This is a genomic window from Pseudoalteromonas sp. C2R02 (assembly GCF_018860845.1).
GTDB lineage: Bacteria > Pseudomonadota > Gammaproteobacteria > Enterobacterales > Alteromonadaceae > Pseudoalteromonas.
Genome location: NZ_JAHKQC010000009.1, coordinates 113,370 through 139,645 on the forward strand (window position 1 = coordinate 113,370; position 26,276 = coordinate 139,645).

The window sequence follows — 26,276 nt, forward strand, 5'->3', positions numbered from 1 at the left end:
TTACAAATAGCGCATTAATTTGCGCTATTCACTTCTCTACTTTTTATCCATATAAACAATCGAAAACTCACAATTTAAAGCAGGTAAACTATGATTGTTCATTTGAGGTTTAAATACTTCCCCTGGTCTTAGCCCTAAATGCGTTTTCATGGTTTCGTGTGACTGTTGATAAGATTGAGATTCAATAGATTCTCCCGTTAAAGTCAGTTTACTATCTACATAACGCCAAAACCCTGATTTCTTATTTAGTTTATCATCTGTATAGGGACGGTTTTCATACTCCAAAACAAACTTTCCTGAATTGCTCAATTGCAAAGTTGCATCAGCGGCTATACAGTTTTGTGTTGTCAAATAAGGCGGTAATTCTGCTTTATTTAATCGATTGGGGTTCTTTAAATACACCCCGATATTATTATCAGAATAATAATGGTTACCTTGCTTAAAGCGATAATGTTCTGCATTTGATAAGCCAAATTCATTTAATACAGATTGAACTTGATTAATTAACTTTTGATCTGAAAAACCGATATTTGTTGCAAGAGACACATCTGAAAATTCTTGTGGGATATTAACTTGAGATTCATACACAGCTAACCCCTGTAACTTAAATGCATTTTTAAAATCTGACACCTGTTTTTTCGTATAACCCTGATTAATAATATATATTTTAGGAGATTGACACCCAAATAATAAAACTAAGAGAATGATTAAGAGTCCTTTCATGATTGTGCCTATATAATTTAAAACCATAAATTACACGCGTAATCAAATTAAAACAAGTTATTTTATAAGCTAAATAAACAAGTTCACGTTATAATTAATCTGTATGTTGATAAATTCTAGAATGAGATAAACCAAAATGTCAGATAACCCTCTTGAAATCGTAGCTGAAGTTGAACTTCAGGAAGAACCAATTGAACTTTGTAATCTTTTGCAAATACTTGACCTAGTTGATAGCGGCGGCCAAGCAAAAACGATGATCAGTGAAGGTTATGTCGGCTTAAATGATGAAGTATGTACACAAAAACGTCGAAAAGTATTTGGTGGTGATGTACTTAATTTTGGTGGCAATTTATACCAAATTTCACTTGCTGAGGATGGTGTAAGTTTAGATTCATTACCAGAAGTCGATTATGATAATGAAGCTTCAACTGAATACCCAAGTGCAGATACAACGGAAGAACCTAAGCTATCAAAAAATGCAAAATCTAAATTACGTAAAAAGAAAAATAAAGCCAAAAATAGCTCAGCGCCTACAGGTCATCGCTCTAAGCTAAATCCAAATCAAGGTAAATCTGAAACAACTGGTCGTAAACCTATATCATTTGGTTAATCAGTGTTTATTTAGCCACTTACCCATAGCTGCCGCAAAGGCAGCTTCATTTGCTGACTTTTCTCCTGGGCAAGGAACAGGTCCTGACGACGGCATGCCTAGTGTCGACATTTGAGAACCAAAAACTTCAACAAAACACTTGCCATCTTGTTTAAAAATAGCCTCTCTAGAACTTCGTACTAATGCTTCTGATTTTATATTCTTTTGATGCGCTTTTGGCACTGCTATCCTGCCAATTTTAGGTTTACCAGTCATACTACTTTTAGAATCAACAAACCTAGTATGCTCTTGAGCCATGATGCTATTTAATTCCGAGTATGGATTCAGCTTCTTAAAGGTTTTGACTTTAATACTTTTACTTTCTTCTGCCTTGTCTTCCATTTTTTGATTGGTTTTTTCTTTATTTGTTACCTGTGATGATTGATTCTTAATAGTTTTTTTAGGTTTTAAGTCCTTCTTTTGCACTACCTCTTTTTTAGTTTTAAGTTGCTTTTTTTCTTTTAAGCTTTGTTCTTTTTGTAATAGGGCTTCCTGCTTCTTATCAGAAACAATATAGGTTTTTAATACATTCTCTTTTTGTATTTTGACTTCTATTTTAGGATTCGCTTTTAACAAACAAAAGACTATTACACTATGTAATCCAAAAGAAATTACAGCTGCACCTCCCCATTTTTTTAATTTCCATTATTACTTTTTATTTTTGCTTATTTTTGAATCTATATAGACGGGTACAAAAGGGAAAGGTTCATTTTTTATTAAATTCTCTGCAACTCCTAATTTCTAAATTTGTACCATCCATTAGAAATCAGTTTACCGTGAATTTAAAAATACTCGTTAACTATATTTTATCCATAAAAAAACCCACTCCGAAGAGTGGGTTTTTAGACTAAAAACTTAGACTAGTATTAAAATACTAATTAAGCTTCAGAAACAACAGAAACTAAAGTCCAAGACTTAGTTTTAGAGATAGGTGCACATTCGCGAATAGTCACGATGTTACCTTCTACACAAGTGTTGTTTTCGTCATGTGCGTGTAACTTAGTTGTACGCTTGATGAATTTACCATAAATTGGGTGTTTCACCTGACGTTCAATAGCAACAACAATAGACTTGTCCATTTTGTTACTAACTACACGGCCTTGAAGAGTACGGATATTTTCGCTCATTATGCGTTTGCCTTCTGGTTGATAACCGTTTTAACACGCGCAATATCGCGACGTACCTTTCTTAGCAAATGTGTTTGTGCTAACTGACCAGTACTAGCTTGCATGCGCATATTGAATTGCTCACGAAGTAGTTCTAGAAGTTCAGTATTTAGCTCTTCTACATTTTTGTCTTTAAGTTCGTTAGCGCTCATTACATCACCGTCCGAGTTACAAATGTTGTCTTGAATGGTAGTTTACAAGCAGCAAGTTCGAAAGCTTCACGTGCAAGCTCTTCAGGAACCCCTTCCATCTCGTAAAGTACGCGGCCTGGTTGGATTTCACAAACCCAATATTCCACACTACCTTTACCTTTACCCATTCGAACTTCAAGCGGCTTGTTTGTGATAGGCTTATCAGGGAACACACGGATCCAGATTTTACCTTGACGCTTAACGTGACGAGTCATCGCTCGACGAGCGGCTTCAATTTGACGTGCAGTCATACGACCACGGCCAACTGCTTTCAAACCGAAAGTACCGAAGCTTACTTTGTTACCGTTTTGTGCAAGACCGCGGTTGCGACCTTTATGCACTTTACGGAATTTTGTACGTTTTGGCTGTAACATTATTCGCTTCCTCTACTTAGCACTTTTACGTGGCTTTTTCGGACCGCGTTTAGATGGCTTTTCAACTTCAGTTTTAAGTGGTAAACCACCTATAACTTCACCTTTAAAGATCCAAACTTTGATACCGATAATACCGTAAGTGGTTGCAGCTTCAGCTGTTGCATAGTCGATATCAGCACGTAAAGTGTGTAGTGGAACACGACCTTCACGGTACCATTCAGAACGAGCAATTTCTGCTCCGCCTAAACGACCACCAACTTGTACTTTGATACCCTTGGCACCAATGCGAATTGCATTTTGTACTGCGCGCTTCATAGCACGACGGAACATAACACGACGCTCAAGTTGAGATGCAATGCTATCAGCAACTAATTGTGCTTCAAGCTCTGGTTTACGAACTTCAGAAATATTAATCTGAGCCGGAACACCAGCAATTTTTGTTACTGCTTTACGTAGCTTTTCTACATCTTCGCCTTTCTTACCGATTACAACACCCGGACGAGCCGTGTGAATTGTAACTCGGATAGATTTAGCTGGACGTTCGATTACGATCTTAGCAAGTGACGCGCTTTTTAGTGCCTTTGTAAGGTACTCACGTACTTGATGATCGCCGAAAAGCATTTCTGGAAATTCTTTAGAATTCGCGAACCAAGTAGAAACCCAAGGTTTCGATATACCTAGGCGAATACCAGTAGGATGAACTTTTTGTCCCATTACTATTACTCCTAGTTATCTGAAACCACAACAGTGATGTGGCTTGAACGCTTAAGGATACGGTCTGCGCGTCCTTTAGCACGTGGCATAATACGCTTCATTGTAGGACCATCGTCCACAAAGATCGTAGCTACACGTAGCTCATCAATGTCAGCACCTTCGTTATGCTCTGCGTTAGCAATAGCAGACTCAAGTACTTTTTTAACTAATACAGCAGCTGATTTGTTGCTGTACGCTAGGATTTCTAGAGCTTGATCTACCGCTAAACCACGGATTTGATCTGCTACTAGACGAGCTTTTTGCGCTGAGCCAGAGGCAAATTTATGTTTAGCTAATGCTTGCATTTTTTAACCCCTTATCTCTTTTTCGCTTTCTTATCTGCAGCATGGCCGCGATAAGTACGAGTTGGCGCAAATTCACCCAGTTTGTGACCGATCATTTCGTCTGTAACAAATACAGGTACGTGCTGGCGACCATTATGGACAGCAATGGTCAATCCGATCATGTTAGGTATGATCATTGAACGACGGCTCCAAGTTTTAATTGGCTTCTTATCACCGCTTTCCAAAGCTTTCTCTACCTTCTTCAGCAAGTGTAGGTCAATAAAAGGACCCTTCTTGAGAGAGCGTGGCATGGCTATTCCTCAATATTACTTAGTACGACGACGTACTATAAATTTATCCGTACGCTTGTTCTTACGCGTTTTAGCACCTTTAGTAGGCTTACCCCATGGAGACACAGGATGACGACCACCAGATGTACGACCTTCACCACCACCGTGTGGGTGATCAACTGGGTTCATGGCAACACCACGAACAGTTGGGCGAACACCGCGCCAGCGACTAGCACCAGCTTTACCTAAAGAACGAAGCATATGTTCAGCGTTACCTACTTCACCTAATGTCGCACGACAATCAGATTCAACTTTACGAACTTCGCCTGAACGAAGACGTAATGTTACATACTGACCATCACGAGCTAGGATTTGTACGTAAGAACCAGCAGAACGTGCAAGTTGTGCACCTTTACCTGGTTTTAACTCAACACAATGTACTGTAGAACCTACAGGCATGTTACGCATTGGTAATGTGTTACCAGGCTTGATTGGTGCATCAACACCAGACTGGATAGCATCACCGGCAGAAACGCCTTTAGGTGCAATGATGTATGAACGCTCACCGTCTGCATATAATACAAGTGCGATGTTTGCGCTACGGTTTGGATCGTATTCTAAACGCTCAACTTTAGCTGGGATGCCATCTTTGTTACGTTTAAAATCAACTACACGGTAATGATGCTTGTGACCACCACCAATGTGACGAACCGTAATACGACCATTGTTATTACGACCACCTGATTTAGATTTCTTCTCTAAAAGTGGTGCGTATGGTTTACCCTTATGTAGCTCAGAGTTTACCACTTTAACTAGGTGACGACGACCCGGAGAAGTTGGTTTACACTTCTGAAGTGCCATAATTCTAACTCCTAAATTACTCGGCGCCGCCGACAAAGTCTAGTTCACTACCTTCTTTAAGAGTAACGTACGCTTTTTTCCAGTCAGAACGACGACCGAAACGAGCACCTGTACGTTTTGTTTTACCCTTAACAAGTAATGTGCGAACACCCGTTACTTCTACTTCAAAAAGTTTTTCAACAGCAGCTTTAACTTCAGCTTTAGTTGCGTCTTTAACTACTTTAAAAACAACAGCGTTGTTTGTTTCAGCGTTAATAGTACTTTTTTCAGAGATGTGCGGGCCTAAAACAACCTTTAATAAACGCTCTTCACGGATCATGCTAATGACTCCTCAAGTTGCTTAACTGCAGCAGCAGTAATAAGAACCTTATCGAAAGCGATTAAGCTTACTGGGTCAATACCAGCAACGTCACGTACGTCAACCTTATAAAGGTTACGAGATGATAAGAATAAGTTCTCATCAACTTCTTCAGTAACGATAAGCACGTCTTTCAGCTCAAGCTCTTTAAGCTTAGCTGCAAGTTGTTTAGTTTTTGGCGCTTCTATGCCAAAGCTTTCAACAACAATTAAACGCTCTTGACGAACTAATTCGCTCAAGATACTACGGATTGCGCCGCGGTACATTTTACGGTTAACTTTTTGGCTGTGATCTTGCGGCTTAGCTGCAAACGTCACACCACCCGAGCGCCAGATTGGGCTACGGATTGTACCAGCACGTGCACGGCCAGTACCTTTTTGATTCCACGGCTTTTTACCACCGCCACTTACTTCAGAACGAGTCTTCTGAGCTTTAGTACCTTGACGAGCACCAGCTGCAAATGCAACTACTACTTGGTGTACTAATGCTTCGTTAAACTCACGTCCAAAAGTAGCATCGGATACTTCAAGAGCGCCTTTAGCGTCTTTCAATACTAATTCCATTACTAAATCTCCAGGACTTATGCTTTAACAGCAGGTTTAACGATAACATCGCCACCGATAGCGCCAGGCACTGCGCCTTTAACTAACAGTAAGTTACGCTCAACGTCAACACGTACAAGTTCAAGGTTTTGAGTCGTTACACGCTCATTACCCATGTGGCCAGACATTTTCTTGCCTTTAAAAACCTTGCCCGGAGACTGGTTTTGACCGATTGAACCATGTGCACGGTGAGCAAGAGAGTTACCGTGAGTTGCGTCTTGCATTGCAAAGTTCCAGCGTTTAATTACGCCAGCATTGCCTTTACCTTTAGACTTACCAGTAACGTCAACTTTGTTTACGTCATTGAATAATTCTACAGTGATTTCTTGAGCAAGAGCGAACTCACCCTCATCACCGTTAAGGCGAAATTCCCACAGACCAAGACCAGCTTCTACGCCAGCTTTAGCAAAGTGACCTGCTTCAGCTTTATTTACGCGACTTGCTTTCTTAGTGCCTGCAGTTACTTGAAGCGCACTATAACCATCAACTTCTTCAGAACGAATCTGAGTGATGCGGTTAGGTGTTGCTTCGATAACCGTTACTGGAACAGATGCACCATCTTCAGTGAAGATACGTGTCATGCCCACTTTACGACCGACTAGACCTAATGCCATTTTCCTAAAACCTCTCTAATCTTCCGATTAACCCAGGCTGATTTGAACATCTACACCAGCTGCAAGATCAAGACGCATTAATGCATCTACAGTCTTATCAGTTGGTTCAACGATGTCTATCAGACGTTTATGGGTGCGGATTTCGTACTGATCACGCGCGTCTTTATTAACGTGCGGTGAAGTTAGTACTGTAAAACGCTCAAAGCGTGTTGGTAGTGGAATAGGACCACGAACCTGAGCGCCAGTGCGCTTCGCTGTTTCCACGATTTCCAAAGTTGATTGGTCAATCAATCTATGGTCAAAAGCTTTCAGGCGAATACGAATGCGTTGACTTGACATTCTTAAACCTCAAATATTAAAAAGAGCATTTAAAAAGAACACAATAGTACGCACTGATACACCTAGAAAACTAGTGTCAGTTGCGTTTATGTTCTTACCGATGAACTCCAAATCGGAGTTCTTGTTTAGTACGACTTGATATCCAAATCAGTACCTATTGATTCCAGTTAGATACTAATCAAGTTAGTACTAATAATTCTGAAAGTTTGCGTATTATAGTGAGATTGATGATAAATGCAACAGTTTTATTAAACTAATTATTCTAACTGCTGCATATATTGAGAAATGGTAGTTAACTTATAATTAAGCTAAATGCTCTCTTGATAAGTATTCTAAGGATTGCATTTCTTGTAAGCGACTAATACAGCGCTTAAATTCAAAATCTAATGTGCCCGTATCGTATAATTGCGTTAGTTCGGCTTCAGCAGAGATAATTAAAGTCACGTTACGTTCATAAAATTCGTCTACTAGTGCAATAAATCTTCTTGCTGCATCATCATTTTGTCTACCCATCACTTTTACATTTGATAATAGTACAGTGTGATAAATTCGGCTTATTTCCATGTAATCCACTTGGCTTCGTGCAGTTTCACATAACTGTGTAAAATCGAACATTACGATACTGTCAGCTTCCATCCGCGTATTAAGCATTCGGCCTTCAATTTCAATTTGCTGATTTTTATGCCCAAGCTCAGGAGATAGCTTTTCGAAATATTCATACAAGTTTTTATCAGCTTGTTCATCTAAGGGGCTATGAAAAATCTCAGCTTGCTCAAGGGTACGTAATCTATAATCAATGCCTGAATCTACATTTACAACAATTGTATTTTCATTTACTAACTTAATCGCAGGCACAAACCGCGCTCTTTGTAACCCGTATTTATACAAGTCATCCGGTACGATATTTGAAGTAGCCACAAGAATAATATCGCGTTTAAATAATTCCTGCATCAAACCACCAAGCAGCATCGCATCGGTAATATCAGAAACAAAAAACTCATCAAAACAAATAATATCGACTTGCGCCTTAAAACTATCCGCTACTTTTTCAAGCGGATTAGCAACATCATTTAATTTTTTTAATTCATCATGAACACGATGCATAAACCTATGAAAGTGAATACGCATTTTGCGCTCACCTGGCAGTGCATCAAAAAAGGTATCAACTAAATAAGTTTTACCTCGACCAACGCCCCCCCAAAAATATAAACCTTTAATATTATTTTTTGCAGGTTTAGCCTTAAATATACGTGACAAAAAACCACTTTTAACTTCCTGCACATTTTGTAAATCATCATATAAACGCTGTAAATGTTTTACTGCATTTTCTTGCGCTGCATCGTAATGAAAATCGTCACTTTCAAGGTCTAATTGATATTTTTGCCAAGGAGTCATATAAATATACTTAAACTGGATTAATAAATAACACTAAATGTGTTTTTTATATTAACACGATGACCAAGTAAGCGTATATTTATAGTTAATGACTTATTTTTCTTTTCGTTCAATTACAGGGGTATTTTATGACAACAATCACTTGGCTTTCTTTTATGGTAATCACCGCTATCGCTAGTTTTTTTGTTGGTACTGTTTTTACTAAACGTCAATATGAAAACGACGAGCTTGAGAAAGAAGTAGAAAAAGCAAAAAATGAATTAGAACAATATAAGCAAGATGTCGCTGATCATTTAGCAAGTACAGATAAGTTAGTTGATAAAATGAAAGATAACTACGAGCAGCTTGCAACACATGTTCAACAGACCAACAAACTATTATTAGTCGATAATACTAAAGAAACGATGCCTTTCTTTTCAAAAGAAACGACAGAGCAATTACAAGCTTCACTTGATCAACTTGCAGAGCCTAAAGCACATGCTAATATTACGGATGCGCAGCCTACTGATTATGCACAAGAGCACTCAGGCATTTTTTCTGGTGAAAAAGAGACAAAACCAACCAAAGAAGCGGTTTCTTAAATATTTTCTTACATTTAGATAAGTTTAATAATTTAAACTTGATGAACTTTTTTTTAACCCCATAGTCTTTAATAGGTAAGTTCAGAGATATTAAACCAATAGTTTAATATCTCTGATGAAGTATTAAACAGGAGTACATTTAGACTATGAAAACAAAATTAACTTTATTAAGTGCTATTATTCTTTCTTCAAGCCTTTTAATTAATCCTAGTATTAGCCAAGCAAAATTACCCGTAGCAGTTAATGGGGAGCAACTTCCGACACTTGCACCTATGCTAGAAAAAATAACCCCAGGTGTTGTCAGTATTAATGTGACTGGTGCCAAAGAAGTGCGCCGCAAAGTCGACCCTAGAGAATTTTTCTTTGGTAACCCACGCCAACAACGCAGTCAAAAACAACCTTTTAGCGGTTTGGGTTCTGGCGTTATCATAGATGCTGATGAAGGTTTTGTTGTCACTAACAACCATGTGATCCAAGATGCCGAAAAAATCATTATAAAACTGCATGATGGTCGTGAATACCAAGCAGAACTTGTTGGCACAGATAAAGAATCGGATATAGCGCTATTAAAAATTGATTCCGATAACTTAGTTGAAGTGAAATTAGCTAACTCAGATAAACTTCGTGTAGGTGACTTTACCGTTGCCATTGGTAATCCATTTGGTTTAAGCCATACGGTTACCTCAGGCATTGTAAGTGCTATGGGCCGAAGCGGTCTAAATATTGAAGGCTATGAAGACTTTATTCAAACTGATGCCGCTATTAATCAAGGTAACTCTGGTGGTGCTTTAGTTAATTTACGTGGTGAACTCATTGGTATTAATACGGCAATCTTAGGCGCTTCTGGTGGCAATGTCGGCATAGGCTTTGCTATCCCATCAAATATGATGAAAAATCTAGTAGATCAAATAGTAGAGCATGGTGAAGTTAAACGTGGCACTTTAGGCATTTCAGGCAGAACGCTTAATGCTGGCATTGCAAAAGCACAACAACTTGATGTTAAGCAAGGTGCTATTGTAATGAGTGTGAGTGAGGATTCAGCAGCATCAGAAGCAGGCATTAAAACAGGCGATGTTATTGTTGGTGTAAATGGTAATGATATTCAAGGGTTTCAAGAACTCCGCAGTAAAATATCTACCTTAGGCGAAGGTAAAAAAGTAAAGCTACAACTTATTCGGGATGGTAAAAATAAAACTGTTAAAGTCACTTTACGTGGTGCGCAATTAGCAAAAGTTGAATCTGATAAACTTCACCCTATGTTACGTGGTAGCGCGCTTGAAGTTGGTAAAACAAAAGATGATACCAAAGGTATCGTCGTAACAGAAGTTGACGAAAGATCGCCTGCAGCACGAGTTGGTTTTGAAGCAGGTGATGTCATTATGCAAGTAAACAGAAAACGCGTATCTAATTTACGAGAATTAACCGATTCACTTAAAGATGTGAATGGCAATATTGTATTAGGTGTAAAACGTGGTCATGAATCTATTTTCTTATTGATTCAATAATATTTCATACAAATAAAATTTAAAAAGAAACAATATTCTGTATTGTTTCTTTTTTTGTGTCATTTTCAGTCATTTATGCCATCATAGTGATATTCGTATTTAGTAGTTTATTTCCTTGTGCTTAAATCCTTAAAATTTTTACTCTCACCTATCTTAATTGGACTAGGAATCGCTTTCTTAGTTTTATTAATGAAGCCATCGCTAAGGCCTGCGTTTTGGCCTGCTAACATTTTATTTTCAGAACAATCAAACACGATTTCACAATCCCATTTAACATTCGCAGATGCAGTACAAAAATCAGCCCCGGCAGTTGTGACTATTTATTCTGAGAGCTTTAGCAACCAACCCCGCTACGCAAGCCAAAGAGCTGCTCAAGAGTTGGGTTCTGGTGTTATCATGTCTGAAGATGGTTATATATTAACTAACTATCATGTTATTAATAATGCTGACCAAGTTGTTGTTATTTTAGCTGATGGACGTCAATTTAATGAAGCGCAATTAGTTGGCTTTGATACTGTTACTGATTTAGCATTGTTAAAAATAGATGCTAAACAATTACCTGTTGTACCAACTGAAGATAGTTTTTTACCACAAGTAGGTGATGTCGTTTTAGCAATTGGTAATCCGCTAAATTTAGGTCAAACCATTACTCAAGGCATTATTAGTGCGACAGGAAAGCAAAATATATCTCAAAGCTCACATACCAATTTATTACAAATGGATGCAGCTATTAATGTAGGTAACTCAGGTGGTGCACTCGTTAATTCCAATGGTATTTTAGTTGGTATTAATTCAGCCCAATTTACAGCAAAACGTAATATCGATATTCAGGGGATTTTCTTTGCAGTACCTTATTCAATTGCAAAAGATGTCATGAAGAAGCTCATTAAGTATGGCCAAGTGGTAAGAGGCTACTTAGGATTTGCAGCAACTGCTGTCGATAGCTCAGGGGAAGCGATTAGAGATCAGTTTAGTAAGGTTTCAGGTATGCGAATTAATAACTTAGATCCACTAGGACCCGCTTGGCAAGCTGGTTTGCAAAATCAAGATATCATCATTAAAATTGATGGCCAGTCCGTTATAAACATACAACAAACATTAGAACTAATAGGTAATACCAAACCTGGGACTGTCATGGACTTTGAGTTAATACGTAATTCGAAAAAGCATACAATTGCAGTGACTGTAATGGAATTAGAACCTGTGTTATAGCGCAGTTCATTAATACTGTTGACATAAAAAAACGCGTTTTATAACGCGTTTTTTTATTTTAGGTGGAGTTCGAGTCTTAAAGAAGTTTAAGCATTTCGTCTTTTAATATTTGCACCTAAAGCACTGAGTTTATCTTCAATCTTTTGATAGCCACGATCTACATGATAAATGCGATCTACAATTGTTTCGCCTTTAGCTATTATACCCGTAAGAATTAAGCTTGCCGAAGCACGCAAATCAGTTGCCATAACCTGTGCGCCAGTTAATTGCTGAGTTTCACCACAAATGGCTGTATTACCTTCGAGACGAATATTTGCACCCATACGCTGTAGCTCAGGTACATGCATAAAACGATTTTCGAAAATCGTTTCTGTAATAGTCGCACTACCATTAGCTACAACATTAAGCGCTGTAAACTGTGCCTGCATATCAGTTGGAAAACCAGGATGTGGCATGGTTTTTATATTGACGGCTTTTAATTCACGATTACGCATATCTAAGTAAATAGTGTCATCTGTTACTTCAACCAGTGCATTTGCTGCACGTAACTTTTCAATAACAGGGTCTAAGCTCTGGTCGGTATTTTTACATAAAACTTCACCACCACTCATTGCTGCAGCAACTAAAAATGTACCAGTCTCAATGCGGTCAGGTAATATTTTATGTTCACAGCCTTGAAGTTGTTCTACACCTTCAATTTCAATGCGATCCGTACCAGCTCCTGTAATTTTTGCACCCATACCAATTAAGTATTTAGCTAAGTCAATAATTTCAGGTTCTCTGGCTGCATTTTCAAGTACAGTAATACCATCAGCTAATGATGCTGCCATCATCAGGTTTTCTGTTGCGCCAACACTTACCATATCCATAAAGATATTGGCACCTTTTAAACGCCCTGATACTTTTGCGTTTATGTAGCCGTTTTCAACTTCAATATCTGCACCCATTTTAACTAAGCCATTGATATGTAAGTCAACAGGTCGAGCTCCAATAGCACAGCCACCAGGAAGTGAGACTTGCGCCTCACTAAAACGCGCTAATAATGGTCCTAATGCCAAAACTGAAGCACGCATTTTTTTAACTAAATCGTAAGGTGCTAAAGTTTGATCAACCGTGCCGCCATTAATAAGCAAGCTATCACCTTGCCATTCTATTTTTGCACCTAAACAACTTAATAAAGCTTCGGTTGTTTCAATATCACGTAATCTAGGTACATTTAAGAAAGTACTTGTGCTATTAGCAAGTAATGATGCAAACAATATTGGCAGCGCCGCGTTTTTTGCGCCTGAAATGGTAACTTCGCCAGCAAGCGTGCTACCACCTTGTATTATAAATTGTTCCATTTCATTCTCCTTATTGAGGAAGAATGAATTTGCGCTCTCTTTCCCATTCTACAGGGGTGAAAGCACGAATTGACACAGCATGGATAGTGCCATCTGCAATAGAGTCTTTTAATGGCGCATATACAAGTTGCTGTTTTTTAACTCTGCTCACGCCATCAAAACAATCACCTACTGCAATCACTTCAAAATGGTTACCATTTGCTGTCACACGTATATCTGTAAGTGATAAGCTTTCTTTTAATATTGTTTCTACTTGATTCGGTTCCATTAGCTCTTTACTCAAATAAGTGACTTACCTGACCTAATTGCATTAATTTTTGCAGCTGCTCAGGTATATTGTTTAATTCAAGGCGAATGCCTTGCTGCCGTAATTCAGATAATATGTGAATTAACCAAGCTAAGCCAGCAGTGTCAACCCTTAATACTTCTGAAAGGTCAAAATTAATACAATCATCACCTTTTGAGGCTATTTTTTTTATATTAGAATGCGCCATCACTGTTTCACGGCTCATTTCACCAGATAAATTAAAATGACCGTTTGATTCATGTATTAAATTAAGTGTGGTCATTGAAATTATTTACCTTTAGCTTGAATCGGAAGCTTACTTTTATTTTCAAGTAAAGTGATCACATGATCTATGCCTTCTTTACGTATGATACCGTGCAATTCACTTTGTTTAGCATCTAATAAACTAATACCTTCAGCAACCATATCGTATGCACGCCATTGACCTTTTTTACTCTTTTTCATTTTAAATGAAATACGAATATCAGGTTTACCTTCCTCAACAATGCGTGTGCCGACTTTTACTTTAGTTTTTTTATCTAACTTTTGAGCAGGGTCAAATTTAACAACTTGATCAGTATATTGTGTAAAAACACCTGCATAAGTTGTTACTAAATAACCTTTAAATACACCAATAAAACGTTTGATTTTTGCATACTCATTTTTCCTTTCTGCTTTATCTTCAATATTTTTAACTTTACTGATATAGCTACCAAGTACTTTTAGTGCTGCGTATTTATAGTCAATATAAGGTAATAACTCTTCTTCAACGACGACCTTTAAATGATTAGGATCATCATTTATAACACTCTGATCTTTAGCTAAGCGATCAAATGTATTACCCGCAATCTCTTTAATCGCTACATATGGATTTTCAAGCGATACTTGCTCCGCCGCTGCGATATTAGAAAATAAAATGATGATTATTGATAAAATTAAAACTGTAATTTTGTTTAGCATGGTTATTCGCCACCCTGATTAAATAAAAACTGACCAATTAATTCTTCTAAAACTAATGCTGATTTAGTATCTGTAATAAAATCACCATCAACCAATACCTTTAATTCTTCTTGCCCAAATAAATCATTTAATTCATCATCAGCATCTGATTCACTGATTAATACACCTGGATTCAAGCCTAAATATTGCTCACCTAAAATACCAGAAGTTAATATATTGACCGCTGTTGTCTCAGAAAAATTGCTGTAATCTGTAGATATTTCCATAGCAACAACTGGTAAGTAGTCACTTTTATCCAGTGTGATACTTGTAACCCTGCCGATTACAACACCACCAACTTTAATTGGTGAACGCACTTTTAAAGAACCGATATTTTCAAACTTCGCATTTAATGTGTAAGTTTCGCCAGTTGAACCTATACCAGCATTGGCAACATTTAATGCCAACATAACCAACGCTAAAACACCTAATGAAACAAAAAAACCTACTAATATTTCTATTTTCCTTGAAACCATTACTTTTTACCTTGTAAAACTAAATTCTTATCAATTATTAACTGCTGAACATTACTGCTGTTAATACAAAATCAAACCCTAAAACCGCTAATGAAGACTGCACAACCGTTTTAGTCGTTGCGTTACTAATACCTTCTGACGTTGGGATACAGTCATACCCTCTATACAAGGCAATCCATGTAATTAAAAAAGCAAAAACAACTGTCTTAATAATGCCATTTAGAATATCTTTTTCAAAAGACACTTCAGCTTGCATGATTGACCAAAAGCTTCCGGTATCAACACCTAGCCAAGTTACACCCACCAAATGAGCACCTAATATGCCTACAGCTGAAAAGATTAACGCTAATAGTGGCATGCTGATCATCCCCGCCCAAAAACGTGGCGCGATGATTCTTTTTAAAGGATCGACAGCCATCATTTCTAAACTACTCAGTTGCTCTGTGGCTTTCATTAAGCCTATTTCAGCAGTCAACGCACTTCCTGCACGGCCTGCGAACAATAAAGCCGTCACTACTGGGCCTAATTCTCTTAATAAACTAAGCGCAACTAATGGCCCTAAACTGCCTTCCGCACCATACCCTTGTAAAACAGTATAGCCCTGTAAAGCTAATACCATACCGATAAATAAACCAGATACGATAATTATAATAAGAGATAAAAAACCAACAGAGTAAAGTTGCTTAATTAATAATGGCGTGCCTTTTTTAAAGTTAGGAAGACTAAATAAGGCGCCTAACAATAAACTTGTGGCTCTACCTATAGAAGAAAAACGCTCAATAGTTGATTTACCCAACCTTTGCCAAAAAGCAATCATTGTAGCTCTCCTTCGCTTTGTTCTGACAACAAATCTTTTGCATAATCTTTTGCTTCAAAATGAAATGGTACAGGGCCATCAGATAACCCTTGTAGAAATTGTTGTACCAAAGGTGATTCATGTTTTAGCATATCTTCAGGCGAACCTTCTCCTATTACGCCCTTATCAGCAATAATAATGACATGATCTGCAATGCTCATTACCTCTGTTACATCATGGGTAACAATTAATGAACTTATATTGAGTACATTGTTTAAAGACTTTATTAATTTTACCAAAACACCCATCGAAATAGGATCTTGTCCGGCAAAAGGCTCATCGTACATAATAAGATCTGGGTCTAATGCAATTGAACGCGCTAAAGCAGCACGTCTTGCCATACCACCAGATAACTCTGAAGGCATTAAATCTTTAGCACCACGAAGCCCAACTAGTTCTAATTTTAATAAAACAATTATTCGGATCAGCTCTTCATTTAATGTTGTATGCTCTCTTATAGGAAATGCAATATTGTCAAAAACAGACATATCCGTAAATAATGCACCGCTTTGAAATAACATACTCATTTTTTTTCGAGCTTGATATAAAGTCTTACGCGACATTTTAGGAATACTATTTTGCTCAAATAAAATATCACCTGACTCAGGTTTAAGCTGGCCACCAATAAGCCTAAGCATAGTTGTTTTACCTATACCGCTTGGCCCCATTATGGCTGTGATCTTACCTTTAGGCACACTAAAGGACATGTTTTTATAGATAACACGCTCACCCCTTGTAAAGCTCACATCCTTGATTTCAACTATGTTTTGCGACAAGTCGCTCTCCAATACATTTTTGCTGAAGGGTATTTTAAGCTTTTTTTAACATTTTGGGACAAAATAAAAGTAAAATTTTGTAAGAAAAAGCAATTGAGTTGTGTGGGAGTATGATTATTAGCCAAAATAACTTTACATGCGAACAATATTGCCATTATACATTTAGTGCAGTTCTTGCTAGAATTTAGGGTTATTATCCTTCAAATATTGGCTTAAAATTAACTTACCATGTTAACTCCTATTATTTTACCAAGTATCATTTTACTAATTGCATTCGCAGCCTTAGTTTGGAGCGCAGACAGATTTGTATATGGCGCAGCAGCTATTGCAAAAAACCTTGGCGTACCAACTCTTATTGTTGGTTTAACCATAGTCGCAATGGGATCTTCTGCACCTGAAATGATGGTATCGGCTTCAGCTGCTTTAGCCGACAAAACAAATACAGCAGTTGGTAATGCCATAGGCTCAAATATTACTAACATTTTACTGGTTTTAGGTGTAACGGCATTAATTAAGCCATTGTTAGTAACTTCCTCCACATTAAAGCGTGAAATGCCAATATTAATGCTGATTTCACTCGGTGCATGGTATGTGATTAGTGATAATTATTTTTCAGCTCCTGAAGGCACAGCTTTATTAGTCGGTTTTATCATTTTTATTCTTGGCCTTATTTACATAGCAAAAAATCAAAAAAGCGAAGAAGAAGACCCTTTTGTTGCTGAAGCATGTGGTGATGTGCCAAGTAATGTGAGCAATAAATCTGCAATCTTTTGGTTAGTCTTTGGATTAATACTGTTACCTGTAAGCTCGCATTTTTTAATTGGTTCAGCAGTTGAGATTGCGCAACACTTTGGCATGAGTGATTTAGTGATAGGTTTAACCATTATCGCTATTGGCACTAGCTTACCTGAATTGGCTGCCTGTATTGCCGGGGTTTTAAAAGGAGAAGATGACTTAGCACTAGGTAATATCATAGGCTCAAATATTTTCAATTTGTTAGCTGTATTGTCACTTGCGGGTATGATTAATCCATCTGATATAGACCCAGGCGCGGCTTCTAGAGATATGATGGTGATGCTAGGTGCTACGGTTGTTTTAATTGCAATGAGCTTGAATTTAAAGGGAACCCGCCGCATTAATAGAATAGAAGGTGCTACTTTATTATGTGGATTTTTCGCTTATCAATATTATATTTTTTCACAAGTAGCTTAATTGCTTTAAAAATATCATTTAAAGTAAAGTCAGAGGAATTACATGTCGTTGCAAGATTTTATAACTCGTGGAAAGCAAGTTTTAGCGATAGAAAAACAAGCTATTAATCAACTAGAGCAATATATTGATCAAAACTTTCAGAACGCTTGTCAGCTTATGTTTGACTGTACAGGCCGTATTATCGTTATTGGCATGGGAAAGTCAGGCCATATAGGTAATAAAATTGCAGCTACACTTGCAAGCACAGGCACGCCTTCGTTTTTTGTTCACCCAGGAGAAGCAAGCCACGGTGATTTAGGCATGATCACTTCACAAGATGTGGTTATATTAATTTCTAACTCTGGTGAAACCAGTGAAGTTATTAATATTATTCCTGTACTAAAACGCATTGGCGCTAAAATGGTAAGCATGTCCGGCAATATTGACTCTTCATTAGCTAAACTATCCGATGTGCATGTTTGCATTAAAGTTGAACAAGAAGCATGCCCTCTAGGTCTTGCGCCAACAGCAAGTACGACAGCAACCTTAGTGATGGGTGATGCCTTTGCTGTCGCCTTACTTGAAGCCAGAGGTTTTACAGCAGATGATTTTGCATTATCTCATCCGGGCGGCAGTTTAGGTAAACGCTTATTACTAACTTTAAAAGATATTATGCACAGTGGCATTCACATTCCGATTGTAAAATGTGATGATATTATAAAAGATGCGCTGATAGAGATGTCTGAAAAAGGACTTGGCATGACTGCAATCGTCAATAGCAAAAACCAACTTCAAGGTATTTTTACTGATGGTGACTTACGGCGTATTCTAGAGCAAAAGATTGATATCCATAATACTAAAATCAGTGACGTTATGACAACACAATGCACGACTGTTAACCCAGACATGCTAGCAGCTCAAGCTTTAAATATAATGGAAAACAAACGTATTAATGGTCTATTAGTGGTAAATGAATCACAACAACCTATTGGCGCACTAAACATGCAAGATTTATTGAAAGCAGGTGTATTTTAATGTCTGATAAAAAACCAATTGAAGCGCTAACATTTGCAGAACTATATCAAGAAGTTTCTGAAGAAACAGTGCAACTAGCCCGTAAAATAAAATTACTTATTTGTGATATTGATGGCGTATTTTCTGATGGCCGTATTTACTTAGGCAACCAAGGTGAAGAATTAAAAGCATTTAATACTAAAGATGGCTTTGGTATTAAGGCGTTAATTAATGCCGGAATTGAAGTTGCCGTGATCACCGGTAGACAATCAAATATTGTACAAAATAGAATGTCTAACCTAAATGTAAAACATATTTATCAAGGTCAAGAAAATAAGCTAATATCATATCAACAACTCAAAGATGATTTATCGCTAACTGACAGTGAAATAGCCTATATAGGCGATGATGCACCTGATTTACCTGTCATGCAGGAAGTTGGATTTGCAGTTGCGGTTAATGATGCACATCCACTTATAAGCCATATCTCACATTATAAAACCATGCTACCGGGTGGCTTTGGCGCTGTAAGAGAACTAACTGACTTATTAATGTTGTCACAAAATAAAGTTTTATTATGTGAAGGCACAAGTGCATGAACCTAGCTAGGCTGACTCTCAGTGCTATATTTTTCAGCATCATGCTGTGGTTATGGTATCCCTACCTGACCACCAGCAAAGTAACCGCTGTTTCCACACCTGAAATAGAAGTACTTCCCGATTACACCGCTGACACTTTAAAACAAACAGTTTTTGACAAACAGGGGCATGTTAGCCATAAAGTAACAGCTAAAAAAATGGAACTCTATCAAGAGCTTGGTTTTACACACTTTACTGAGCCCACTTTTACTTTATTTTCTGAAAATGATGTTTGGGCAATCAGTGCCGCTGAAGCGACATTATATGAGAATAATAATAATAAAAAATTAATTTTAGAACAAAGCGTTGTGGCTAAAAATCTGAACCCAATCGCGATGGTAAAAAAAATTACTACTGAACAAATAGAGATTTATATTCAAGACTCAACCATGCATTCAGATCAGTTAACCACGATGACAGGTCCAAACTTGTTGATCACAGGTAAAGGTCTCAATGCAGATCTAAATAAAGAAACGCTTGAATTAATCAACCATACTCAAACTATTTACTACGATAAAGAAAATTATGACCAATAAAACAATTTATAAAAAAAGATTTATCATTGCTGCATTGGCTTTAGTTACTCACTTTAATGTGCAAGCAAAAGAGCTTATCGGCAAGGTATCTATCTCTGCCGATACACAGCAGGCTGATTTAAAAAGAAATATTGTAATATTTAAAAATAATGTGGATATCAAACATACAGATAAAAACATCAAAGCTGACTTATTAGAAGTACATAGAAGAAGAGAATTAGGAAAAGAAAAACAAATATTGATAGCAACAGGTAACCCAGCTACTTTTATCGGTAAACTTAAAGACGGCAGCCCAGTAACAGCAAGTGCAAAAAATATTCGTTATGATGTTGAATCTGGTACTCTCACTTTTAAAGGTGATGCAAAAATAAACCAAAGTGGTCAATCAATGAGTGCTAAAACAATTATCTACGATCACCTTCAAGAACTTATTACCGCATATAAAGATAAAGACTCAGACCAAAGAGTACACACTGTTTTAACGCCAGTTAAAAAAGAAGAAACTAAACAATCGGGTAATAATTAATGAGCTTATTACAAGCAGCGCAACTGGCAAAAAGTTACAATGGCAGGCAAGTCGTAAAAAATGTGAGTTTAGAAGTCAAAGCAGGCACAATCGTTGGCTTATTAGGACCTAATGGTGCAGGTAAAACCACTTCCTTCTATATGATAGTTGGCCTAGTACCAAGTGATAAAGGCACTATTAAAATTGATGATGAAGATATCACTTTACAGCCTATGCATAATCGTGCGCGTATGGGTATTGGCTACCTACCGCAAGAGTCATCTATTTTCAGAAAGCTGACTGTTTATCAAAATATCATGGCCATATTAGAAACTCGCAAACACCTGAATAAGCAACAAAGAGAAGATGCGCTTAATAATTTATTAGATGAATTTAATATTTGCCATATTCGTGATAGCCAAGGTATGGCATTATCAGGGGGCGAAAGACGTCGAGTTGAAATTGCCCGAGCTTTAGCAGCTGAACCTAAATTTATTCTATTAGATGAGCCATTTGCAGGTGTTGATCCAATTTCAGTATTGGATATTAAAAAAATTATACAACATCTTAAAAATAGAGGCATAGGTGTGTTAATTACAGACCATAATGTGCGTGAAACCTTAGATGTATGTGAAAAAGCTTACATTGTTTCCCATGGCGAACTTATCGCATCCGGTACACCTGAAGCCGTTTTAGCTGATCAGACTGTAAGAGACGTTTATCTTGGTGAACAATTTAGATTATAAAAAAATATAAAAAGAAATATGGGCTATACTCAAAATTAAGTAAAAAAGAGTGTATTTAATTTAGATATTATAAGGATTGTTAAAACTTAATGAGGCAATCACTACAGCTTCGTCTTGGACAACAACTAACAATGACTCCACAGTTGCAACAGGCTATCCGCCTATTGCAACTTAGCACGTTAGATCTGCAGTTAGAGATACAAGAAGCACTCGAAAGCAACCCGCTCTTAGAACTTGATGAGCAAGACTTTAATGCTGAAGAAAAAACGTCAGCTTCTGAAAATGAAACAGCAGAAAAAGCTTCTGATGCAGAAGAGATTATCCCTACGGCTCAAGTAGAAATGGAAAGCTCCGAAGCCTTAACTAAAGAAACCCTGACAGACGAACTCGCAATGGATGTAAGTTGGGATGAATATGTCAGTGCCGCCCCCGTAGCATCGGCAGGACCTGCCCCAGATGATGATTTAGCATATCAAGGCAGTACATCCGAATCATTGCAAGATTATTTAATGTGGCAATTGCGCCTCACCCCATTTAGCCCTACAGATGAAGCTATTGCCACTGCAATTGTAGAAGCTGTAGATGAATCAGGTTACTTAACCGTTTCTTCACAAGACATTTTAGATAGTTTAGGTTCTGAAGAAGATGAAGTTGAATTAGATGAAGTTGAAGCAGTACTTAAACGCATTCAGGTCTTTGATCCTATTGGTATTGCAGCTCGAAGCCTATCAGAGTGTTTATTAATTCAGCTTAATCAATACGATAAAACAACTCCTTGGCTTGATGAAACCAAACATATTTTAAGAGAATACGTCGAATTATTAGGTGCGAGAGATTATCGCAGTTTAATGAAAAAAACTAAGCTCAAAGAACCTGAATTAAAACAAGTGATGGATTTGATCCATAGCCTAAACCCGAAACCTGCATCAAGTATCGTAAAAGAGCAAACTGAATATGTGATCCCCGATGTGACAGTAAAAAAAATAAAGGGTCGTTGGGCAGTTGATTTAAATTCAGATACCATGCCAAAAATAAGAGTCAATAATCACTATGCTTCTATGGCAGGCTCTTCTAGTGCGGACAGTCAGTTTATTCGCTCTCATTTACAAGAAGCTAAATGGTTTATTAAAAGTATAGAAAGTAGAAACGAAACACTATTAAAAGTTGCCAATTGCATTGTAATGCAACAACAGGCATTCTTTGAACATGGTGATGAAGCAATGAAGCCTATGGTGCTTAACGACGTTGCTGAAATGGTAGAAATGCATGAATCAACTATTTCACGTGTAACCACACAGAAATATATGCATACACCACGTGGTATATATGAACTGAAGTATTTTTTCTCTAGCCACGTAAGTACAGAAAATGGGGGTGAGTGTTCATCTACAGCGATTCGAGCACTTATCAAAAAGCTAATTGCCGCAGAAAATCAAGCCAAACCATTAAGTGATAGTAAAATAGCGGATATTTTAGCAGATCAAGGCATCAAGGTGGCCAGAAGAACGATAGCAAAATATCGAGAATCACTGTCCATTCCACCGTCAAATCAGAGAAAATGTTTAATCTGAGATGTATAATAGAAGGAAATACGCTTATGCAATTAAATTTAACAGGTCGTCATGTAAATATCACAGATCCACTAAGAGACTATGTAACAAACAAATTCGCTAAGCTTGAAAGGCATTTTGATCATATTAACAATGTGCATGTTATCTTAGATATCGAAAAGCTATCTCAAAAAGCAGAAGCAACACTTCATGTTAATGGAGGCGAACTTTTTGCAACTTCTGAGCATGCTGATATGTATGCTGCAATTGATGGCTTGATTGATAAATTAGATCGACAAGTTATTAAACATAAAGAAAAATTATCTAGACATTAAATATGATTAATTCATTTTTATCAAAGGACTGCACTAAAGCTGCAGTCCTTTTTCATAGCAAAAAACGAATGCTGGAATATATAAGCCAGATAGCACAGCAAAAGCTACCCGAGCTAACTGAACAAGAGATCCTTGATTCTTTATTAAAGCGAGAAAAGCTTGGAAGCACAGGTATCGGAAAAGGTATCGCTATTCCACACGGCCGATTATCCAATATAGATGAAACCGTGGCTATTTTAGTCGTAAATGCAGAACCCATTGCATTTGATGCAATAGACGATCGCCCTGTTGATATATTTATTACTTTATTAGTTCCTGATGCACAATGTCAGGCTCACTTAAAGACGTTAGCTGCAATTGCTGATAAACTCAAAGATAAACAGTTTTGTAAAAAATTACGTCATGCTCAATCAGATCAATCTTTATATGAGATAATGACACTTTAATAAAAATAAACTAATTATGAGTCATTATGATGATTAGTTTTAGTCAAAGTTGAAGACGCATAAGGAAAATTCAGTGCAACTTATCATTATAAGCGGTCGTTCAGGATCCGGAAAATCAGTCGCTTTACGCGTATTAGAAGATTTAGGTTATTATGCCGTAGATAATATTCCAGTTAACCTACTGCCTTCGCTTGTAAGAAGTGTATCTGATAATTACGATAAAATAGCTGTCAGTATTGATGTTAGAAATTTACCCGCTGAGCAAGAGGAGTTTAATGAAATTCTTGGTTATTTACCTGAATTTGTTAAACCTAGCCTATTCTACTTAGATAGTGATGATACAACTTTAATAAAGCGATTTTCAGAAACCCGTCGTTTACACCCATTATCTATGAATAATCAGCCGTTAGATCTGGCAATTAAACAAGAAAAAGAACTATTAGATATTTTAGTAACCAATGCTGATTTTATTATTGATACAACGGATTTAAGCGTTCACCAGCTAGCGGAATCCATTCGAGAAAAAGTATTAGGCAAAAAAGACAAGCAATTAATCATTACTTTTGAATCTTTTGGCTTTAAATATGGTATGCCAAAAAATGCAGATTATGTTTTTGATGCGAGATTTTTACCTAACCCACACTGGGAACCTGAATTAAAGCCTTTAACGGGGTTAGATCAACCTGTCAAAGATTATTTAGCCAGCCATAGCATAGTGCAAAAATTTAATTGGCAAATTCAAACCTTTTTACAAACTTGGTTGCCGCATTTAGAAAGAAATAACCGCAGCTACCTTACAATTGCAATTGGTTGTACGGGTGGAAAACATAGATCAGTCTATTTAGCGCAATCACTATGTGATAGCTTTTCTAAAAGCCATAAAAATGTAAAAGTTCGCCATCGCGAACAAGATACTCACGGTAAATAATGCAATATCAAGACATTTTCTTAATAGAAAACCGCTTAGGGCTTCATGCAAGAGCCGCGTCAGTATTAGCACAACTTGCCACTTCTTTTGATGCTAAGGTTATATTGCAACAAGGGGATAAAGAAGCGCAAGCTGATAGTGTTTTAGCTTTGATGCTGTTAGAAGGTGCTAAAGGAAAAAAAGTAACCGTGACGTGTAGCGGACCTGATGCAAAAATAGCACTAAAAACAATTGGTGAATTAATTGCTGATAAATTCCACGAACAAGAATAACAATAAGACCAGATGCCTGAAGCGTTAGAGCAAGATTACACACAAAAACAACTTCTAGAGGTTAATAAAGCCCTTAGTAGCGGTATGTTTGTGCATGTTAGACGTATGCTTGCTCATATGGCTGACTGTGATATAGCACTATTAATAGAGTCCTCTCCCTATAAAGGCCGAGCCGTTCTTTGGCAACTAGTAGATCCTGATGTACAAGGTGAAATCCTAGAAGAATTATCAGAAGACGTTCGTAGCGGTATTATCGCTCAAATGGAGCCTACGCTGATTGCTGCTGCAACAGCTGATATGGATGTTGATGATTTAGCAGAAGTATTACGTAGTCTTCCAGATGCAGTCTATCAAGAAGTAATAGGCTCTATGGATAGTCAAGATCAAGAGAGAGCGACATTAGCACTTTCTTATCCTGAAGAATCAGCTGGCGCTTTAATGAATACTGATACTGTTACAATCCGACCAGATGTAACGATTGATGTTGTTTTGAGATATTTACGTTTAAAAGGTGAATTACCTGACGCCACAGATGAATTGTATGTCGTTGATAAAAACAATCAATTTTTAGGGGGCGTATCACTAGCCTCTTTACTAACAAGTAATCCTGGTTTAACTGTTCGCTCCATTATGGACGACGAATATGAATCAATTCCCGTTACTATGGATGAGTCTGAAGTGGCGCAGTTGTTTGAACGACATGACTGGATTTCAGCGCCTGTTTTAGATGACAACAAACATTTATTAGGCCGTATCACTATCGATGACATTGTTGATGTTATTCGTGAAGATGCTGAACACAGTATGTTAAGTATGGCAGGCCTTGATGATGAAGCAGATACCTTTGCACCTGTAGTTCAAAGTACCCAACGGCGCTCAATATGGCTAGGTGTTAACTTAATCACAGCACTTAGCGCTGCGTTTGTAGCAAGTTTTTTTGAATCAACGCTCAGTATATTACCAATTTTAGCCGTACTAAATGGCATAGTGCCATCAATGGGTGGTGTCGCTGGTAGTCAGACTCTAACGCTTGTTATTCGCGGCATGGCAGTAGGACATATTAATAACGCCAATCAAAAATCCCTTATTCATAAAGAATTAGCGATTGGCGCACTAAATGGCATAATTTGGGCTATGTTAATCGCCTCTGTTGTTGCGCTCTGGCAATGGGATTTTAACTTGGGATTAGTCATCGCCTTTGCAATGTTTATGAACTTGCTTTCTGCAGGTTTAGCTGGGGCTTTTATACCTTTAATGCTTAAGAGAATGAATATTGACCCAGCTTTAGCTGGCGGTGTTATTTTAACAACAGTGACAGATATTGTCGGTATTTTTGCTTTCCTAGGTACCGCAACTTGGTTTTTAATCTAAAAATAAATGCTTGAATAACCACTTAGTAACCAAGTTTTCTCAAAAACAAAAAAGGCAAGTTAATCTCTTGCCTTTTCAATCTCAAGTTAAACATATCAGTAAACTTACTAA

37 protein-coding genes are annotated in these 26,276 nt (G+C 37.4%); 16 read left to right on the forward strand and 21 right to left on the reverse strand.

What is annotated here, in order from left to right:
• Window positions 1-36 precede the first annotated feature (36 nt).
• Complete coding sequence (locus tag KO527_RS01850; protein WP_216038695.1) at window positions 37-723, reverse strand: hypothetical protein; 687 nt, start codon at window positions 721-723, stop codon at window positions 37-39.
• Window positions 724-859: 136 nt separating this feature from the next.
• On the opposite strand from KO527_RS01850, the gene KO527_RS01855 reads away from it, so the two are divergent.
• Window positions 860-1,333 (forward strand): RNA-binding S4 domain-containing protein, encoded by a 474-nt coding sequence (locus tag KO527_RS01855; RefSeq protein ID WP_216038696.1) that lies wholly within the window; start codon window positions 860-862, stop codon window positions 1,331-1,333.
• Here the strand turns inward: KO527_RS01855 and KO527_RS01860 are convergent, their stop codons facing one another.
• From KO527_RS01860 to zapE, 13 genes are all read right to left on the reverse strand, one after another.
• Window positions 1,334-1,948 carry a hypothetical protein gene (locus KO527_RS01860; RefSeq protein ID WP_216038697.1) on the reverse strand — a complete coding sequence of 205 codons (615 nt, stop codon included), beginning with the start codon at window positions 1,946-1,948 and terminating at the stop codon, window positions 1,334-1,336.
• Window positions 1,949-2,250: 302 nt separating this feature from the next.
• Complete coding sequence (rpsQ, locus tag KO527_RS01865; protein WP_216038698.1) at window positions 2,251-2,499, reverse strand: 30S ribosomal protein S17; 249 nt, start codon at window positions 2,497-2,499, stop codon at window positions 2,251-2,253.
• Entirely contained in the window at window positions 2,499-2,690 is a 192-nt protein-coding gene (rpmC, locus tag KO527_RS01870; RefSeq protein WP_042146781.1) for a 50S ribosomal protein L29, read from the reverse strand. The genes rpsQ and rpmC overlap by 1 nt, the downstream gene beginning before the upstream one ends.
• Window positions 2,690-3,103 (reverse strand): 50S ribosomal protein L16, encoded by a 414-nt coding sequence (gene rplP / locus KO527_RS01875; RefSeq protein WP_042146783.1) that lies wholly within the window; start codon window positions 3,101-3,103, stop codon window positions 2,690-2,692. Before rplP ends, rpmC begins: the two co-directional genes overlap by 1 nt.
• Window positions 3,104-3,115: 12 nt before the next feature.
• Window positions 3,116-3,817 (reverse strand): 30S ribosomal protein S3, encoded by a 702-nt coding sequence (rpsC, locus tag KO527_RS01880; protein ID WP_042146785.1) that lies wholly within the window; start codon window positions 3,815-3,817, stop codon window positions 3,116-3,118.
• Window positions 3,818-3,828: 11 nt separating this feature from the next.
• A complete protein-coding gene (gene rplV / locus KO527_RS01885; protein WP_042146786.1) occupies window positions 3,829-4,161 on the reverse strand; it encodes a 50S ribosomal protein L22 in 333 nt (110 codons plus the stop codon).
• Between the two features lie 11 nt (window positions 4,162-4,172).
• Window positions 4,173-4,451, reverse strand: coding sequence for a 30S ribosomal protein S19 (gene rpsS / locus KO527_RS01890; RefSeq protein WP_010367084.1), 279 nt, complete (start codon window positions 4,449-4,451; stop codon window positions 4,173-4,175).
• Between the two features lie 15 nt (window positions 4,452-4,466).
• A complete protein-coding gene (gene rplB / locus KO527_RS01895) occupies window positions 4,467-5,291 on the reverse strand; it encodes a 50S ribosomal protein L2 (protein ID WP_042146790.1) in 825 nt (274 codons plus the stop codon).
• A gap of 16 nt (window positions 5,292-5,307) precedes the next feature.
• Entirely contained in the window at window positions 5,308-5,610 is a 303-nt protein-coding gene (rplW, locus tag KO527_RS01900; RefSeq protein WP_042146792.1) for a 50S ribosomal protein L23, read from the reverse strand.
• Window positions 5,607-6,212, reverse strand: a complete 606-nt coding sequence (rplD, locus tag KO527_RS01905) for a 50S ribosomal protein L4 (protein WP_042146794.1) — start codon at window positions 6,210-6,212, stop codon at window positions 5,607-5,609. The genes rplW and rplD overlap by 4 nt, the downstream gene beginning before the upstream one ends.
• Before the next feature lie 17 nt (window positions 6,213-6,229).
• Window positions 6,230-6,865 carry a 50S ribosomal protein L3 gene (gene rplC / locus KO527_RS01910; protein ID WP_042146796.1) on the reverse strand — a complete coding sequence of 212 codons (636 nt, stop codon included), beginning with the start codon at window positions 6,863-6,865 and terminating at the stop codon, window positions 6,230-6,232.
• A 27-nt stretch (window positions 6,866-6,892) separates the two neighbouring features.
• On the reverse strand, window positions 6,893-7,204 hold the full coding sequence (rpsJ, locus tag KO527_RS01915) for a 30S ribosomal protein S10 (protein WP_042146798.1): 312 nt from the start codon (window positions 7,202-7,204) through the stop codon (window positions 6,893-6,895).
• A 303-nt stretch (window positions 7,205-7,507) separates the two neighbouring features.
• A complete protein-coding gene (zapE, locus tag KO527_RS01920) occupies window positions 7,508-8,599 on the reverse strand; it encodes a cell division protein ZapE (protein ID WP_216038699.1) in 1,092 nt (363 codons plus the stop codon).
• A 128-nt stretch (window positions 8,600-8,727) separates the two neighbouring features.
• On the opposite strand from zapE, the gene KO527_RS01925 reads away from it, so the two are divergent.
• From KO527_RS01925 to KO527_RS01935, 3 genes are all read left to right on the forward strand, one after another.
• On the forward strand, window positions 8,728-9,180 hold the full coding sequence (locus KO527_RS01925; protein ID WP_216038700.1) for a YhcB family protein: 453 nt from the start codon (window positions 8,728-8,730) through the stop codon (window positions 9,178-9,180).
• 146 nt (window positions 9,181-9,326) lie between these two features.
• Complete coding sequence (locus tag KO527_RS01930) at window positions 9,327-10,685, forward strand: DegQ family serine endoprotease (protein WP_216038701.1); 1,359 nt, start codon at window positions 9,327-9,329, stop codon at window positions 10,683-10,685.
• Between the two features lie 117 nt (window positions 10,686-10,802).
• Entirely contained in the window at window positions 10,803-11,897 is a 1,095-nt protein-coding gene (locus KO527_RS01935; protein WP_216038702.1) for a trypsin-like peptidase domain-containing protein, read from the forward strand.
• Between the two features lie 86 nt (window positions 11,898-11,983).
• Here KO527_RS01935 and murA read toward each other — a convergent pair whose 3' ends face one another.
• From murA to KO527_RS01970, 7 genes are read right to left on the reverse strand one after another with little or no spacing between them, the layout of a single operon-like run.
• A complete protein-coding gene (murA, locus tag KO527_RS01940; protein ID WP_216038703.1) occupies window positions 11,984-13,240 on the reverse strand; it encodes a UDP-N-acetylglucosamine 1-carboxyvinyltransferase in 1,257 nt (418 codons plus the stop codon).
• A gap of 10 nt (window positions 13,241-13,250) precedes the next feature.
• A complete protein-coding gene (locus KO527_RS01945; protein ID WP_042146867.1) occupies window positions 13,251-13,508 on the reverse strand; it encodes a BolA family protein in 258 nt (85 codons plus the stop codon).
• A gap of 7 nt (window positions 13,509-13,515) precedes the next feature.
• Window positions 13,516-13,809 (reverse strand): STAS domain-containing protein, encoded by a 294-nt coding sequence (locus KO527_RS01950; RefSeq protein WP_216038704.1) that lies wholly within the window; start codon window positions 13,807-13,809, stop codon window positions 13,516-13,518.
• 5 nt (window positions 13,810-13,814) lie between these two features.
• Complete coding sequence (locus KO527_RS01955) at window positions 13,815-14,486, reverse strand: ABC transporter substrate-binding protein (protein ID WP_216038705.1); 672 nt, start codon at window positions 14,484-14,486, stop codon at window positions 13,815-13,817.
• 2 nt (window positions 14,487-14,488) lie between these two features.
• Complete coding sequence (gene mlaD / locus KO527_RS01960) at window positions 14,489-15,001, reverse strand: outer membrane lipid asymmetry maintenance protein MlaD (RefSeq protein WP_216038706.1); 513 nt, start codon at window positions 14,999-15,001, stop codon at window positions 14,489-14,491.
• Window positions 15,002-15,038: 37 nt separating this feature from the next.
• Window positions 15,039-15,818 (reverse strand): lipid asymmetry maintenance ABC transporter permease subunit MlaE, encoded by a 780-nt coding sequence (gene mlaE, locus KO527_RS01965; protein ID WP_216038707.1) that lies wholly within the window; start codon window positions 15,816-15,818, stop codon window positions 15,039-15,041.
• Window positions 15,815-16,633, reverse strand: a complete 819-nt coding sequence (locus KO527_RS01970; protein WP_216038708.1) for an ATP-binding cassette domain-containing protein — start codon at window positions 16,631-16,633, stop codon at window positions 15,815-15,817. Before KO527_RS01970 ends, mlaE begins: the two co-directional genes overlap by 4 nt.
• Window positions 16,634-16,873: 240 nt before the next feature.
• On the opposite strand from KO527_RS01970, the gene KO527_RS01975 reads away from it, so the two are divergent.
• The 12 genes from KO527_RS01975 to mgtE all read left to right on the forward strand — a co-directional run bounded on the left by KO527_RS01975 (window position 16,874) and on the right by mgtE (window position 26,165).
• Window positions 16,874-17,845 (forward strand): calcium/sodium antiporter, encoded by a 972-nt coding sequence (locus KO527_RS01975; protein ID WP_216038731.1) that lies wholly within the window; start codon window positions 16,874-16,876, stop codon window positions 17,843-17,845.
• A 42-nt stretch (window positions 17,846-17,887) separates the two neighbouring features.
• Complete coding sequence (locus KO527_RS01980) at window positions 17,888-18,859, forward strand: KpsF/GutQ family sugar-phosphate isomerase (protein WP_216038709.1); 972 nt, start codon at window positions 17,888-17,890, stop codon at window positions 18,857-18,859.
• Window positions 18,859-19,437, forward strand: coding sequence for a 3-deoxy-manno-octulosonate-8-phosphatase KdsC (gene kdsC, locus KO527_RS01985; protein WP_216038710.1), 579 nt, complete (start codon window positions 18,859-18,861; stop codon window positions 19,435-19,437). Before KO527_RS01980 ends, kdsC begins: the two co-directional genes overlap by 1 nt.
• Window positions 19,434-20,012: an LPS export ABC transporter periplasmic protein LptC gene (gene lptC / locus KO527_RS01990; protein WP_216038711.1), complete on the forward strand. Its 579-nt coding sequence runs from the start codon at window positions 19,434-19,436 to the stop codon at window positions 20,010-20,012. Before kdsC ends, lptC begins: the two co-directional genes overlap by 4 nt.
• Window positions 20,002-20,538 carry a lipopolysaccharide transport periplasmic protein LptA gene (lptA, locus tag KO527_RS01995; protein ID WP_216038712.1) on the forward strand — a complete coding sequence of 179 codons (537 nt, stop codon included), beginning with the start codon at window positions 20,002-20,004 and terminating at the stop codon, window positions 20,536-20,538. The genes lptC and lptA overlap by 11 nt, the downstream gene beginning before the upstream one ends.
• Window positions 20,538-21,263 carry an LPS export ABC transporter ATP-binding protein gene (gene lptB / locus KO527_RS02000; RefSeq protein ID WP_042146824.1) on the forward strand — a complete coding sequence of 242 codons (726 nt, stop codon included), beginning with the start codon at window positions 20,538-20,540 and terminating at the stop codon, window positions 21,261-21,263. Before lptA ends, lptB begins: the two co-directional genes overlap by 1 nt.
• Before the next feature lie 89 nt (window positions 21,264-21,352).
• Window positions 21,353-22,834, forward strand: a complete 1,482-nt coding sequence (locus tag KO527_RS02005) for an RNA polymerase factor sigma-54 (protein ID WP_216038713.1) — start codon at window positions 21,353-21,355, stop codon at window positions 22,832-22,834.
• A gap of 26 nt (window positions 22,835-22,860) precedes the next feature.
• Window positions 22,861-23,148: a ribosome hibernation promoting factor gene (hpf, locus tag KO527_RS02010; RefSeq protein ID WP_216038714.1), complete on the forward strand. Its 288-nt coding sequence runs from the start codon at window positions 22,861-22,863 to the stop codon at window positions 23,146-23,148.
• A gap of 2 nt (window positions 23,149-23,150) precedes the next feature.
• Entirely contained in the window at window positions 23,151-23,594 is a 444-nt protein-coding gene (gene ptsN, locus KO527_RS02015; RefSeq protein WP_216038715.1) for a PTS IIA-like nitrogen regulatory protein PtsN, read from the forward strand.
• Window positions 23,595-23,667: 73 nt separating this feature from the next.
• A complete protein-coding gene (gene rapZ, locus KO527_RS02020) occupies window positions 23,668-24,522 on the forward strand; it encodes an RNase adapter RapZ (RefSeq protein ID WP_216038716.1) in 855 nt (284 codons plus the stop codon).
• Window positions 24,522-24,794, forward strand: a complete 273-nt coding sequence (locus KO527_RS02025) for an HPr family phosphocarrier protein (RefSeq protein ID WP_216038717.1) — start codon at window positions 24,522-24,524, stop codon at window positions 24,792-24,794. Before rapZ ends, KO527_RS02025 begins: the two co-directional genes overlap by 1 nt.
• A gap of 12 nt (window positions 24,795-24,806) precedes the next feature.
• Window positions 24,807-26,165: a magnesium transporter gene (gene mgtE, locus KO527_RS02030; protein ID WP_042146835.1), complete on the forward strand. Its 1,359-nt coding sequence runs from the start codon at window positions 24,807-24,809 to the stop codon at window positions 26,163-26,165.
• Window positions 26,166-26,276: the final 111 nt, after the last annotated feature.